General features: G+C 72.2%; 12 protein-coding genes. 5 read left to right on the top strand and 7 right to left on the bottom strand.

Annotation, left to right across the window (positions count from 1 at the left end):
• Positions 1 to 85: 85 nt before the first annotated feature.
• Positions 86 to 1423 (bottom strand): M6 family metalloprotease domain-containing protein, encoded by a 1338-nt coding sequence (locus tag AB0I49_RS27055; protein WP_363229700.1) that lies wholly within the window; start codon positions 1421 to 1423, stop codon positions 86 to 88.
• A gap of 517 nt (positions 1424 to 1940) precedes the next feature.
• Here AB0I49_RS27055 and AB0I49_RS27060 point away from each other — a divergent pair.
• A complete protein-coding gene (locus AB0I49_RS27060) occupies positions 1941 to 2597 on the top strand; it encodes a helix-turn-helix domain-containing protein (RefSeq protein ID WP_363229701.1) in 657 nt (218 codons plus the stop codon).
• A gap of 194 nt (positions 2598 to 2791) precedes the next feature.
• Positions 2792 to 4309, top strand: coding sequence for an MFS transporter (locus AB0I49_RS27065; RefSeq protein ID WP_363229702.1), 1518 nt, complete (start codon positions 2792 to 2794; stop codon positions 4307 to 4309).
• Between the two features lie 230 nt (positions 4310 to 4539).
• On the opposite strand, the gene AB0I49_RS27070 is transcribed toward AB0I49_RS27065, so the two are convergent.
• On the bottom strand, positions 4540 to 5037 hold the full coding sequence (locus AB0I49_RS27070; protein ID WP_363229703.1) for a MarR family transcriptional regulator: 498 nt from the start codon (positions 5035 to 5037) through the stop codon (positions 4540 to 4542).
• 171 nt (positions 5038 to 5208) lie between these two features.
• Here AB0I49_RS27070 and AB0I49_RS27075 point away from each other — a divergent pair, with 171 nt between their 5' ends.
• The gene (locus AB0I49_RS27075) at positions 5209 to 5976 is read left to right on the top strand and encodes a class III extradiol ring-cleavage dioxygenase (RefSeq protein WP_363229777.1); all 768 of its coding nucleotides are present in this window, start codon (positions 5209 to 5211) and stop codon (positions 5974 to 5976) included.
• A 97-nt stretch (positions 5977 to 6073) separates the two neighbouring features.
• Here the strand turns inward: AB0I49_RS27075 and AB0I49_RS27080 are convergent, their stop codons facing one another.
• The 3 genes from AB0I49_RS27080 to AB0I49_RS27090 form a co-directional block, all read right to left on the bottom strand.
• Complete coding sequence (locus tag AB0I49_RS27080) at positions 6074 to 7156, bottom strand: hypothetical protein (protein ID WP_363229704.1); 1083 nt, start codon at positions 7154 to 7156, stop codon at positions 6074 to 6076.
• A 155-nt stretch (positions 7157 to 7311) separates the two neighbouring features.
• Complete coding sequence (locus AB0I49_RS27085) at positions 7312 to 7725, bottom strand: hypothetical protein (RefSeq protein ID WP_363229705.1); 414 nt, start codon at positions 7723 to 7725, stop codon at positions 7312 to 7314.
• A gap of 157 nt (positions 7726 to 7882) precedes the next feature.
• Complete coding sequence (locus tag AB0I49_RS27090; RefSeq protein ID WP_363229706.1) at positions 7883 to 8416, bottom strand: N-acetyltransferase family protein; 534 nt, start codon at positions 8414 to 8416, stop codon at positions 7883 to 7885.
• Positions 8417 to 8578: 162 nt separating this feature from the next.
• Between AB0I49_RS27090 and AB0I49_RS27095 the strand changes: the two genes are divergently transcribed.
• Complete coding sequence (locus AB0I49_RS27095; protein ID WP_363229707.1) at positions 8579 to 9580, top strand: sigma-70 family RNA polymerase sigma factor; 1002 nt, start codon at positions 8579 to 8581, stop codon at positions 9578 to 9580.
• Between the two features lie 192 nt (positions 9581 to 9772).
• On the opposite strand, the gene AB0I49_RS27100 is transcribed toward AB0I49_RS27095, so the two are convergent.
• Positions 9773 to 10795, bottom strand: a complete 1023-nt coding sequence (locus AB0I49_RS27100; RefSeq protein WP_363229708.1) for a YafY family protein — start codon at positions 10793 to 10795, stop codon at positions 9773 to 9775.
• A gap of 91 nt (positions 10796 to 10886) precedes the next feature.
• A complete protein-coding gene (locus tag AB0I49_RS27105; RefSeq protein ID WP_363229709.1) occupies positions 10887 to 11675 on the bottom strand; it encodes a VWA domain-containing protein in 789 nt (262 codons plus the stop codon).
• A gap of 320 nt (positions 11676 to 11995) precedes the next feature.
• Here AB0I49_RS27105 and AB0I49_RS27110 point away from each other — a divergent pair, with 320 nt between their 5' ends.
• Positions 11996 to 12304, top strand: a complete 309-nt coding sequence (locus AB0I49_RS27110; RefSeq protein ID WP_363229710.1) for a hypothetical protein — start codon at positions 11996 to 11998, stop codon at positions 12302 to 12304.
• Positions 12305 to 12386 lie beyond the last annotated feature (82 nt).

Genomic DNA, 12386 nt, shown 5'->3' on the forward strand with positions numbered 1-12386 from the left:
TGCGCAGTTGTGGAGGGGGAGCGGTGGGGGCGGAGGCGCGGGGGAGTGGCGGCGCGAAGGGGCGGGCGGGGCGCGGCGGGCCCGTTCAGCGCTCCGACGTGACGCGCACGCGCCAGCGGCCCGCGCCGTCCTGGCCGAGCACCTCGACGCGCACGCCCTCGGCCGCGAAGGTCTGGCCCGCCCGGTACGTGGCGTCGCTCAGCTCCGCGTTCACGTTCGGGTCCTCGGTGGCGCAGCCCGCGCTGCCGGGCGTGGCGTCCGCGACGCGGACCGGGCCGGCGCCGGTGGCCGCGGTGGCGTCGACCGAGGCGACGAGCACGCCGGGGCGGCAGACCGTCGGGTCGAGGGGGCCCTGGTCACGGGCCTCGACGGTGATGGCGCGGCCGGCGGAGACCGGAACGGCGACGAGCTTGGCGCCGCCCGCGACCGCGGTGGGCGTCAGGGTGTGAGTACTGGTGCCGGGGCGCGAGACGCAGTGCGCCTGCCCGGCGCGCAGCCAGCCCAGCTTCCACTTGTGCCAGGCGAGGAAGTCGTCGGACGGCCCCCAGTCCTCGTCCATGGGGTCCCAGTGGCCGACGGGCGGCGGCCGCTTCTTCCCGCCGGTGTAGTAGAGGTCGGGGAGGCCGAAGGAGTGTGCGGCCTCGTGGTCGAGGACCCGGAAGGCGCTGTCGCCGGTCTGCCGGCTCCAGATGAAGGAGGCGTTGGTGAAGGGGACGCCGTCGTCGGTGCCGAGGCCGATCGGGCCGCCGCTGAAGGTGACGGACAGGACGGACTCGGTGGCGGGCGGCCCGGCGTTGGGGGTGGCCAGGACGTTGATGACGTCGTACCGGCTGAAGTCGATATCGCGGTCGACGGCGGCGAGTATCTCCTTGGATATCGCGTAGTAGCCGCTGTCCGAGGCGGGGTCGAAGGGTGTGCCGCGGCCGATGCCGTACGCGGCGAACGGCCGGGACATCCGGATCCAGCGGGCGTACGCGGTGGCGCGGTAGTCCAGCCGCCCGTACGAGGCGGCCCGGAAGTAGTCCGCGGCCCGCGGGAAGAACTCGCCGTAGCGCTCGGCCACGGTGCCGGCGGCCGGTGCGTCGGGGAAGTCGATGAAGAGGGTGATGGCGCGCACCGTCCCGCTGGAGCGCGCGTACCCCGGCGGCGTGCGCCCGACCTCGGAGACGTGGTCCCGGATGCCGGTGAGCGCGCACGGGCCGTACGGGCGGTCGGCGGCGGCCGCCGCGTTCGGCGCCGCACGGGCGCCGGGCCGGGCCGCGGGCGGCGTGGACGCGGGCGCGGGCACCGCGGGCTTGGAAGCGGTGGAGGCATGGGAGGCGGCAGGGGCGACAGGTGCGGTGGGGACGGCAGGGGCGGTGAGCGGGAGGGCGAGCGCGGTCGTCACCGTCGTGGCCACGAGCGCGGAGGCTATGTGGGGCATGCCGATCACCTCGGGGTGCGGGAGCGGCCGCCTGAACGCGGGCGCTCTCTGTGTTCACCCTGTTCCGGAGAGTGTCCGCGCGCTTGTTCGGTTACGGCGGACGAGTGAGTGGGAGGGTGAGCGGGAGGGTGTGTCCGCGAGGGTCTTGCGGAGGTTCTCGCGGGGTCTTGCGGGGGTCTCGCGGGGGGTGGATGTGGCGCGTCATGCCGGAATTGCCGGATGTGTCACAGGTCACACCCGTCCGGTGAAATATCCGGGGAGCCCCTCCCCGTTTACAGATACGTCCCGCACAACCGGGGAGTCGGTCCCCGGTTCCAGGGGGCGAAGTTACCAATACGTACGGAAATCCCCGTACCGCACCGCAGGGCCCGGACCGTGTCCGCGGGCCGACGCGCACGTGAACTCGCGGCCATGCCTGCGACGCGAGCAGCGCAACCAGTTGAACCAGCCGAATCAGCTGCAACAGCCGAATCGGCTGAACCAGTCGACCAGTCGAACCAGCGAAAGGAACGCCCCGATGGCAGCCACCGCCGCCACCACCGCCGCGAAGCCCGCGCACCCCCGGCTCCGCGCCGACGCCGTGCGCAATCGCGAGCGGATCATCGCGGCGGCGCGCGAGACGCTCGTCGAGCACGGGGTCGAGGTCCCGCTCGATGAAATCGCTCGACGGGCCGGGGTGGGCAATGCCACTCTGTACCGGCACTTCGCGGATCGGTCCGAACTGATCCACCATGTCACCCTCTCGGTCATGTCCCGCATCGCGGAACAGGCCGAACGCGTACGAGCTGAGGAGCCCGATGCTTTCCTGGCGCTGAGGCGCTTCGTGCACGCCGCGGCGGACGAGCGCATCGGGGCCCTGTGCCCGCTGCTCGCCGAGGGCGTCGAGCACGACCACCCGGAGCTCACCGAGGCGCGCGATCGCCTGGACCGGGCGATCGAGGCGCTGATGGGCGCCGCCCGCGACGCGGGGTCGCTCCGCTCCGACATCGACGTCGGCGATCTGATGGTGGCCCTCACGCAGCTCACCCGGCCGCTGCCCGGCAGCGGCTGTCTGAACTTCGACCAGTTCGTGCACCGGCACCTCCAGCTGTTCCTGGACGGCCTGATGACCCCGGCCCGCTCCGAACTCAGCGGTGCCGCCGCGACCTTGGAGGACCTGCGCCGCACGCCATGATCCGGCTCCCCTCCCCTGTCCGAGCGATCCGTCCCGACCCTGTTGTCAGACCCCTCCGCAACAATCGACGTCCATAGCGTTTCAGTTCAACGGACCCGTCGTACGCCGCACGTCCTGTGTCACGTCCGGCACCCGGCGCACGTCGTGTCCTGTGTCCCGTTTTCCACCCTCCGCACCGCTAGGCGGCTCCACCCATGCCAGATACCGTCCGTCAACTCGATCCCCGGCGCTGGAAAGCGCTCATATTCATCGCGCTGGCCCAGCTGATGGTCGTCCTCGACGCCACCATCGTGAACATCGCGCTGCCCTCCGCCCAGGCCGACCTCGGCATCTCGGACGGCAACCGGCAATGGGTCATCACCGCCTACGCACTCGCCTTCGGCGGGCTGCTGCTCTTCGGCGGCCGCGTCGCCGACCTGTGGGGCCGCAAGCGGGCCTTCCTGATCGGCCTCGTCGGCTTCGCCATCGCCTCCGCCCTCGGCGGCATCGCGAACAACACCGGCATGCTGCTCGGCGCCCGCGCGCTCCAGGGCATCTTCGGCGCGCTGCTCGCGCCCGCCGCGCTCTCCCTGCTCGCGGTGCTGTTCACGGAGGCCAAGGAGCGTGCGAAGGCGTTCGGCATCTTCGGCGCCATCGCCGGCGGCGGCGCGGCCATCGGCCTCTTCCTCGGCGGCGTGCTCACCGAGTACCTGGACTGGCGCTGGACGTTCTTCGTGAACATCCCCTTCGCCGCCGTCGCCGCGGCCGGCGCGATCTTCGTGATCCGTGAGCCCGCGGGCAGCCGCAACCCCTCCAAGCTCGACATCCCCGGCGTCATCCTGGCCAGCCTCGGCCTGGTCTCGCTGGTCTACGGCTTCACCCGCGCCGAGTCCGACGGCTGGGGCGCCGGCATCACCGTCGGCCTGTTCGTCGCGGCCGTCGTGCTCCTCGCCGCCTTCGTGACCGTCGAGTCGCGGGTGAAGAGCCCGCTGCTGCCGCTGCGCGTCGTGCTCGACCGCAACCGCGGCGGCGTCTACCTCGCGCTCGGCCTCGCCGTCATCGGCATGTTCGGCCTGTTCCTCTTCCTGACCTACTACCTCCAGGTCGTGAAGGGCTACACCCCGGTCACCACCGGGCTGGCCTTCCTCCCGATGGTCGCGGGCATGATCACCGGCTCGACGCAGATCGGCGCCCGCCTGATGACCCGCGTCCCGGCGCGGCTGCTGATGGGGCCGGGCTTCCTGGTCGCCTCCATCGGCCTGCTGATCCTGACCCAGCTCAGCGCGGGCAGCTCGTACCCGGGGCTGATCCTGCCCGGCCTGGTCCTGATGGGCCTCGGCATGGGTACGGCCTTCATGCCGGCCATGAGCCTGGCCACGCACGGCGTGCAGGCGCGTGACGCCGGTGTCGCCTCCGCGATGGTCAACACCTCGCAGCAGGTGGGCGGCGCGATCGGCACCGCGCTCCTGAACACCGTGGCGGCCAGCGCCACCACCGCGTACGCGACGTCGCACGTGGCCTCCGCCACGACGCCCGCGTCCGTGCAGGCGCTCAAGCTCAACGCCATGATGCACGGCACCTCCACCGCCATCTGGTGGGCGTTCGGCATCCTCCTGCTGTCCTCGGCGATCGCGTTCACGCTCGTCAACGCCGGCCGTCAGGGCGGCGCCCAGGCCGGCTCCGGCGACGGCGAGGCCGCGCTGGAGGACGCCATTCCGGTGATGGCGCACTGACCCGATCCGTACGGGGGCGAGGCTCGCTCGTACACACGTGAAAGGCCCCTGCGCAGCAGGGGCCTTCCGCGTGCGTGGGCTACGGCCGTCGGCACGGGCGTACGCGGCGCTACGGGCGTACGGGGCGCTACGGGCGTACGCCGGGGGTGCTGGCGTACGGGCCGTGCGGCGGCGTTACGGGCATGCGGGGGTGTCACGCCCGTACGGCCTTGCCGTGCGGTAGCCGCGCGCTAACGCAGCCAGGGCAGGTCGGCGCCCTCCGGTTGGAGGCCCTCGGCCATCACCCGGCAGATCTCGCCGAGCGACCTGGCCTGTTCCGGGGTGAGCCGGTCGAAGATGGCCGCGCGCACCGCCGCGACATGGCCCGGCGCGCTCGCCTTCAGGACCTCGAACCCCTCGTCGGTGAGGACGGCGAGCTGGCCGCGCTTGTCGTCGGGCGAGTTCTCGCGCCGCACCCAGCCGTTCTTCTCCAGGCGCGAGACGGCGTGCGAGAGGCGGGACCGGGTGATCTTGGCGTTCTGGGCGAGGTCGGTCATGCGCATCCGGCGCCGCGGGGCGTCGGAGAGCAGGACGAGGAGGCCGTAGTAGATGTGCGGCATCCCGGCGTCGCGTTGCAGCTGGCGGTCGAGGTGGTCCTCTAGGAGGGTCCAGGCGTGGTGGTACGCGCGCCAGATGCTCTGCTCCTCGTCATTGAGCCAGCGAGTCTCTGCCGCGGGTTGGTTCGTCATGACGTCCACTGTTTCATTCGAAGCTGGATTCTTGAAGGTTAAACATTTCCGGGTTAGAGTGCGCTTACTAGCTTGAGAGTTCAAGTACCCGGAATCTTGGAGAGGCACGTGTCCGCCACCGTTCCCGCATCCGAGGCCGCCGCCGCGCTCGCGCCCGCGACCGGCGGGCGTATGCCCGCCCTCTATCTCTCGCACGGTGCGCCGCCGCTCGCCGACGACGCGCTGTGGCCCGGCCAGCTCGCCGCTTGGTCCGCCGGACTGCCCCGGCCCACCGCGATACTGATGATCTCAGCGCACTGGGAGGAGGCGCCGCTCGCCCTCGGCTCCACCGAGACCGTGCCGCTCGTCCACGACTTCTGGGGCTTCCCCGAGCACTACTACCGGGTGCGGTACGCGGCGCCCGGCGCGCCCCGCCTCGCGGACCGGGTGCGCGCCACGCTCCGCGCGGCCGGCACGCCCGTACAGGACATCCCCGACCGGGGCCTGGACCACGGCGCGTACGTCCCGCTCGTCGAGATGTACCCGGACGCCGACATCCCCGTGCTCCAGGTCTCCATGCCCTCCCTCGACCCGCGGCGACTGATGGACATCGGCCGCCGCCTCGCGCCGCTGCGCGACGAGGGCGTGCTGATCGTCGGGAGCGGCTTCTTCACCCACAACCTCGCCGCGCTCCGCCACGCGGGGCCGCTGCCGCCCTCGTGGTCGGCCGAGTTCGACGACTGGGGGAACCGGGCGCTGGCGGCGGGGGACGTGGACGAGCTCCTGGATTTCGAGCGCAAGGCACCGGCGGGCCGCCTGGCGCACCCGCGCACCGAGCACTTCGCGCCCCTGTTCGTCACGCTCGGAGCCGCCGACGCCGCCGGCGACCTCGCCGGGGCGCGCAGCGTCATCGACGGCTTCTGGATGGGGCTGGCGAAGCGTTCGCTCCAGTTCGGGTGAGAAGGGCTGTTGCCGGGACCGTCAGCAGTAGGGCTGCTGCCGGGGCCGTCGGCAGCAGGGGACCCTGCCGGGGCCGTCAGTCGTCAGTCGTCAGTCGTCAGCCGTCTTCCGGGTCGATCAGCCGCATGGCGTTCAGAGCGGCCGACAGGGCGCGCGTGTCGCCGTCCTCGGCCCCGGCCGCCACGTCCAGCGCGGTGTCCGCGAACTTGATCGCGTGCTCGTCGCCGTGCGCGACCGCCCGCTCGAAGACCTCCTGAGGCGTGAGTGACGACGCGTCGGGGGAGGGGCGCGGGGCGTCGGCCGCGTAGACGGCGGTGACCGCGGCGGTGGCTGCCCAGGCCGTGGCGAGCGAGGCGCCCCACAGCTCCTCGGGGAGGGCGGGCAGGGTGCGCAGCACGGCGTTCGGGGCGGTCGCGGCGTGCACGAGCATGATGCCGTTGCCGTGCCCGTAGTCCCCGTAGTTGAGGGTGGCGGCCCGTACGAGCGCGGTCAGCTGCTCGCGCACCGCCTCGGGGTCCTCCGGTACGCGCAGCGAGTCGACGGCCGGCAGCCAGCCGGAGGTGGCGGGCAGCTGGGCGTAGCCGGCGCGGACGCTCACCTTCTGGTCGGCGATGCGGGGAAGGGCGGCCAGGGCCGCGGCGGGCGACGCGCCGCCCGAGGGGCGCACGGTCACGGGCAGCGTCAGATGGCGGGCGGCCCAGTAGCCGATGGCGTGCGCCAGCTCCGCGCGGCGCGGCGCGTCCTCGCCGTCCTCCAGCAGGGTGCGCACCGCGTGGCCCACCCGGATGACCGGGTGCGTGGCGGCGCCCGCGATGCCGGGCAGCAGCCGCGGCCACCACTCGGCCAGCACCTCGCGCCAGGGCCGCTCGGCAAGCTGCTCGCCGATGTACGCGGTCCAGTCCGCGACCCGGCCGATGTCGCCCAGCGCCTCGCGCCAGTCGGCGTCGGTGATCCGGGCCCGCGCGCCGGGGACCTCGTCCAGCCGCGTCTCGTAGGCGTCGAGCCAGCGGTGCACCGCGGCGGATCGGCCGTGCCGGGCCATCGCCTCGACGGCCATCGGGCCGTGGTTGCTCAGATATCCGTTGAACTCCGGTCCCGAGGCGTGCAGCCGCTCAAGGGCCTCGTCGAGTGCGCCGTTCCCGTTCCCGTGCCCGTGCCCGTTCCCGCTCCTGATCTCCATGGGCCGAGGCTAGGTCGGCGGTCACCTGGTCCGTAACGGTCGGCGGCCCTACGCCCTCGGGCGGACGGGACCAGGGACTATGGCCCTGCGATCATCCCGAACTCATCCCTCGCTCATTCCTGCTCAGCGCGGGTCGTGGGCGCGTCATCGTGCGCTCAGCGCGTCACATGCGGCTCGTGGGCGCGGAAGACGTACAGGGAGACCAGGGCCAGCGCGCCGCCGAGCACCAGCCCCATCGTGACGGAGCGCAGCACGGACGGGCCGGTCAGGCTGTAGAGGAAGCCCATGGCGCAGCCGAAGAGCGCGCCGAACGCGAGGGCCCGCACCTCCGTCGGCAGGGCCGCGCGGCGGCGCACCAGCAGCAGCCCGAGCGCGCCGGTGACCACGGCCGCCACCAGCGCGAGGAGCGCGGCGCGGCCCCAGGAGCTGCCGTTGCTGTGGTCGAGGAAGAGGACGTACAGGCCGTAGACCACGGCCGCGGTGACCGGCAGGGCGACGCCGGCCGCTACGTGCGGGCGGTGCTGCGGGCGGGCGGATGTCGCGCCGTGGTGGTGGGCGGATGTCTGCATGGCGGGCTCCTTCCGCAGGCCCCTCCTCATGTCCTCAAGCCGTCATGTCCAGGGCACACCCGTCCGGAGGGCCCGTCAACCGGAGCGGGGGCCCGTCAAGCGGAGGGGGCCCGTCAGGCGGAACAGGGGGCGATCGCGGGCGGTGATCCGGCGCCGGTCAGCTCGCGCCCTCGGACAGCCTCTTCTCGTACCAGGTCACATCCCAATAACGGCCGAATTTTCGGCCAACCTCGTGATACGTGCCGATCGGCTCGAAGCCGAAGCGCCGGTGCAGCCGGTGCGAGGGCTCGTTCGGCTGGGTGATCCCCGCGTAGGCGCGGTGCACGTCCTGCTGGGCCAGGACCTCGAAGAGCGCCTTGTACAGCAGCGTCCCGACGCCGCGCCCGCCCGCGTCGGCGGCGCAGTAGACGGTGGTCTCGACGGAGGTCCCGTAGGCGGCCTTCGCGCGGAACCGGCCGCTGGTGGCGTAGCCCAGAATCGGGCCGCCCCGTGACTCCTGCGCAACCAGAAGGCGGTACGGGCCGTCTTCAGGGTAGGAGAGCAGCCAGGAACGGCGTCCCTCCGGTGTGAACGGGGTGGTGTCGAACGTGATCGGCGTCTCACGGACGTAGTGGTTGTAGAGGTCGGTGAGCGCGCCGAGGTCCCCGGCGACGCCCGGTCTGACCTGCACTTCCTGTGGTTCCGAGGCCACGGGACTCCCCTCTGTGGCGGCACAGGGTACTGCATGATCACAAAAATATGAGCGCGGCTTGGGAATTCTGTCCGGATTCCAGTCGTTCTTTCCATCGGACGGGGCACCCGGCAGGGAGTTCCGCACCCCATCCCGCGACCGACTCATCGCAAGGGAGCACGCATGGCAACCCGTGCCGTCGCCCGTCGTCAGACCGCTAGCAAGGGTACTGACGGGGTAAGCAGTGTTCGCGCTGTAGGCGGAGAGATCGCCGACCGCGACCTGGTCGGCATGTACCTCGACGAGATAGCGCGTACGCCCCTGCTCGACGCCGCAAAGGAAGTCGAGCTGTCCCAGACCATCGAGGCGGGCGTCTACGCCCAGCAGATCCTGGACGGCCAGATCGAAGAGGACAGCGCCGTCAAGGCGGAGCGCGAGGAGCTCGAGGCCATCGCCGCCGAGGGCGCCCGCGCCAAGGACGTCTTCATCAAGTCCAACCTGCGCCTCGTCGTCGCCGTCGCCCGCCGCTATCCGCGCAGCGGCCTGCCCCTGCTGGACCTGATCCAGGAGGGCAACGCCGGCCTCGTCCGCGCGGTCGAGAAGTTCGACTACGCGAAGGGCTTCAAGTTCTCCACGTACGCGACGTGGTGGATCCGGCAGGCCATCACGCGGTCCATCGCCGACCAGTCCCGTACGATCCGGCTGCCCGTGCACCTCGTCGAGGAGCTGGGCCGCATCCGGCGCGTGCAGCGCGAGTTCAACCGCGAGAACGGCCGCGACCCCGAGCACACGGAGATCGCCGCCGAGCTCGGCACGAAGCCGGAGCGCGTCTCGGACGTGCTCGACTGGGCCCGCGACCCGGTCAGCCTGAACATGTCGGTGGACGACGAGGGCGAGACGCAGTTCGGCGACCTGCTGGAGGACACCTCCGCGGTCTCGCCGGAGCAGTCCGTGCTGACGCTGCTGCGCAGCGAGGAGCTGGAAGACCTCATCGGCCGGCTCGACCACCGCACCGCGTCCATCATCAAGGCGCGGTACGGCATCGAGGACGGGCGCGAGCGCACGCTCACCGAGGTCGGCAAGCAGCACGGCCTGACGCGCGAGCGCATCCGGCAGATCGAGAAGCACGCGCTGCTGGAGCTGAAGAAGATGGCCCACGACACCGGCTTCGACGCGGCGGCGTAAGCGCTTTCCGCGCTCCGCCTTCCGCGCGAGCCTCACATCGGCCGGCCCACGAGAGCGGGTCGGCCGGCCCCATGAACGAGCCCCGGCGCCCACCCCCCCCTGCGCCGGGGCTCCCCCTTTTTTCGGGTGTCCCGGGTTTTCCGGGTACCCGTGCGCGGCCTTTGGTGGTGGCGTGGTCACGTGGTCGCGTCATCAGGCCGTGTCGGGTGCGGTCGTGCCCGTACCCGTACTCGCGTCCGTAGCCGTACTCGTGCCCGTGCCCGTACCCGTCGCGCGGGTGATGCGCCCGCCCAGCTCCCGCAGCAGCTCGATCAGCTGTGGCGGCTCGTGCACCTCGAAGTCGCAGCCGAGCAGCAGCAGGCGCAGCGCCTGCCATGCGAGGTCGGCGTCGTGGGTGCGCAGCAGGCAGCTGTGCTCGTCGAGCGGCACCAGCTGGAACGACTCCGGCAGCCGCCCCGCCAGCGCCTCGGCGGGCTCGTGCAGTGTCACCACGGCCTCGGGGCCCGGACGCGTCCCGGTCAGCGCGCGGGCGACGAACTCGGCGGCGTCCGCGGCGGGCAGCTCGCGCGGCGCGAACCGGGCGCCCGTCGCCCGCGGCTCCCGCAGCCGGTCGACGCGGAAGGTGCGCCAGTCGGCGCGGTCGGCGTCGTACGCGACGAGGTACCAGCGGTGCCCGGTGCACACCAGCCGGTACGGCTCGACGTGCCGCTTCGTCTCGGCCCCGTCGGCCGCCCGGTAGCCGAACCGCAGCCGCTCGTGGTTCATCGCCGCGGCCGCCATGACGGTCAGGGCCTGCGGATCGACCGCCGTGCCGCCGTCGAGGGCGAGCGCGACGGTCGCCGCCTGGAGGGTGCCGACCCGGTGCCGCAGCCGGGCGGGCAGCACCTGCTCCAGCTTGGCCAGAGCCCGTACGGACGCCTCCTCGATGCCCTCGACGGCATGGCTCGCGCCCGTACGCAGCCCCACCGCGATGGCCACCGCCTCCTCGTCGTCGAGGACGAGGGGCGGCATGGCGGTCCCGGCGACCAGACGGTAGCCGCCGACCGAGCCCAGCGTGGCCTGGACCGGATAGCCCAGTTCGCGCAGCCGGTCGATGTCGCGGCGGATGGTGCGCACGCTGACCCGGAGCCGTTCGGCGAGCTCGCTGCCCGGCCACTCCCGCGGCGTCTGGAGCAGCGAGAGCAGATTCAGCAGGCGGCCAGGGGTGTCGGTCATGGCGCCCAGCATGCCGGGCCATGAGGACAGAGCGTGACCTGGATCGTGACTTGGACGCCGTGGACGCCGAGGACGCCATGAGCGCCGGGCGTCAGCGGATGATGCCGGCCTCCGTCGCGGTGGTTATCCAGGACGAGAACTCCTCGGTGAGCTCGTGGAACAGCTCGGCGTCCGACAGGGCGCGCGGGTCGGCGCCGGCGGCGAAGAACCCCGCGTTGTCGATGACGCGCTTGGCGGGCACGGGCAGGTCGTCCAGGCGGCGCAGGAAGTCGAACTGCTTGTCGCCCGGGTTTCCGAACGCCACGAACTGCCAGAAGATCGGCAGCTTGGCGGCCGTGCACAGGACGTGCTCGGCGGCGGCGCGGGAGGAGGGGCCGCCGTCGGTCTGGAAGATGACGAAGGCGGGGTCCGTGGCGCCGGACTCGGCGTAGTGGTCGATGACGGCCTGCATGGCCAGGTGGTAGTTGGTGCGGCCCATGTGCCCGTAGCCGTCGTGCAGCGCGTTGACGCGCCCTTCGTAGTCGCCGAGGCCGAGTTCGGCGATCCCGTCGACCTCGGTGGAGAAGAACACCACGGGTACGGTGCCGTCGTCGTCGAGGTTCGCGGACAGCCCCAGCGCCCGCTCGGCGAGGTGCTGGACGCTGCCGTCCTTGTAGTAGCCGCGCATGCTGCCGGAGCGGTCCAGGACCAGATAGACCGCGGCCCGCCGGCCCGCCATCCCGGCCTTCTCCAGGGAGACGCGGGCGGACTTGTACAGATCGACCAGCTTGGGCGCCGCGGACTGGACCTTGCTGAGGTCGATCGCCGGGGTGGGGGCGGCGCGGCGCTTGGTGTAGTCGATCGTGGGCGCGGTGGGGCGCTTGGTGTAGTCGATGGTCATGAGACTCCCCTAGACATGCCGCGGACGAATCATCCGCTGCGGGCACATTACGTCCAACTGGCGGGTCTCACGGGGGCGGTGGGGGATACGGGGCGGGAGGCGCGGGGCGTGCGGTGGGGCGTTCCGCGGGGCGGGTGGGGGCGTGCCGTGGGGCGGGTGCGGCCGGTGCCGGTTCGGAGGCAGATCCGGTGCCGATTCCGGTGCCGTTCCGATGCCGGATTCGGTGCCGAGCCCGGTGCCGATTCCGGTGCCAAATCCGGTGTCAATTCCGGGTCCCTTGGCCCCTCCCGAAAGTCCTGGGGCTGGTGTTAACTGGCGATATGTTCGCCGCTGACGCGCTTCCTCAGCAGATCGGCCTGGCCGTGCTGCTCGCCTCCATCGTCTTCCTGGTGGTGGGACTGGTCCGTAACGCACGGCGGGGCGCCGCGTCGCCGCTTCCCTGGGCGGGGCCGGGCCAGTCCGCCGAGACACCCCCGACAGCGGCCTCGCCGCCGGAGACTTCCGCGGGGCCGGCCGCCCCCTCGATGCCCGCGACCCCGCATCCGATGGAGAGCGTGGAGCTGACGCCCGCCGAACGCGAGGCGTTCGCCGATCTCGTACGCCAGTGGAAGACCCCCTTCCACCCCTGACCCCGGCGTCCACCGCTCCAGCGGTCTGCCAACCCGGTGGTCCACCGATCCAGCGGTCCGTCGGTCCGTCAGTCCGTCGGTC

This window comes from Streptomyces sp. NPDC050617 (assembly GCF_040654795.1).
GTDB lineage: Bacteria > Actinomycetota > Actinomycetes > Streptomycetales > Streptomycetaceae > Streptomyces.

Bases quoted from the DNA above. Each gene is read 5' to 3' on its own strand.
- AB0I49_RS27055 (WP_363229700.1), bottom strand. From the start codon at position 1,423: ATGCCCCACATAGCCTCCGCGCTCGTGGCCACGACGGTGACGACCGCG.
- AB0I49_RS27060 (WP_363229701.1), top strand. From the start codon at position 1,941: ATGGCAGCCACCGCCGCCACCACCGCCGCGAAGCCCGCGCACCCCCGG.
- AB0I49_RS27065 (WP_363229702.1), top strand. From the start codon at position 2,792: ATGCCAGATACCGTCCGTCAACTCGATCCCCGGCGCTGGAAAGCGCTC.
- AB0I49_RS27070 (WP_363229703.1), bottom strand. From the start codon at position 5,037: ATGACGAACCAACCCGCGGCAGAGACTCGCTGGCTCAATGACGAGGAG.
- AB0I49_RS27075 (WP_363229777.1), top strand. From the start codon at position 5,209: ATGCCCGCCCTCTATCTCTCGCACGGTGCGCCGCCGCTCGCCGACGAC.
- AB0I49_RS27080 (WP_363229704.1), bottom strand. From the start codon at position 7,156: ATGGAGATCAGGAGCGGGAACGGGCACGGGCACGGGAACGGGAACGGC.
- AB0I49_RS27085 (WP_363229705.1), bottom strand. From the start codon at position 7,725: ATGCAGACATCCGCCCACCACCACGGCGCGACATCCGCCCGCCCGCAG.
- AB0I49_RS27095 (WP_363229707.1), top strand. From the start codon at position 8,579: ATGGCAACCCGTGCCGTCGCCCGTCGTCAGACCGCTAGCAAGGGTACT.
- AB0I49_RS27100 (WP_363229708.1), bottom strand. From the start codon at position 10,795: ATGACCGACACCCCTGGCCGCCTGCTGAATCTGCTCTCGCTGCTCCAG.
- AB0I49_RS27105 (WP_363229709.1), bottom strand. From the start codon at position 11,675: ATGACCATCGACTACACCAAGCGCCCCACCGCGCCCACGATCGACTAC.
- AB0I49_RS27110 (WP_363229710.1), top strand. From the start codon at position 11,996: ATGTTCGCCGCTGACGCGCTTCCTCAGCAGATCGGCCTGGCCGTGCTG.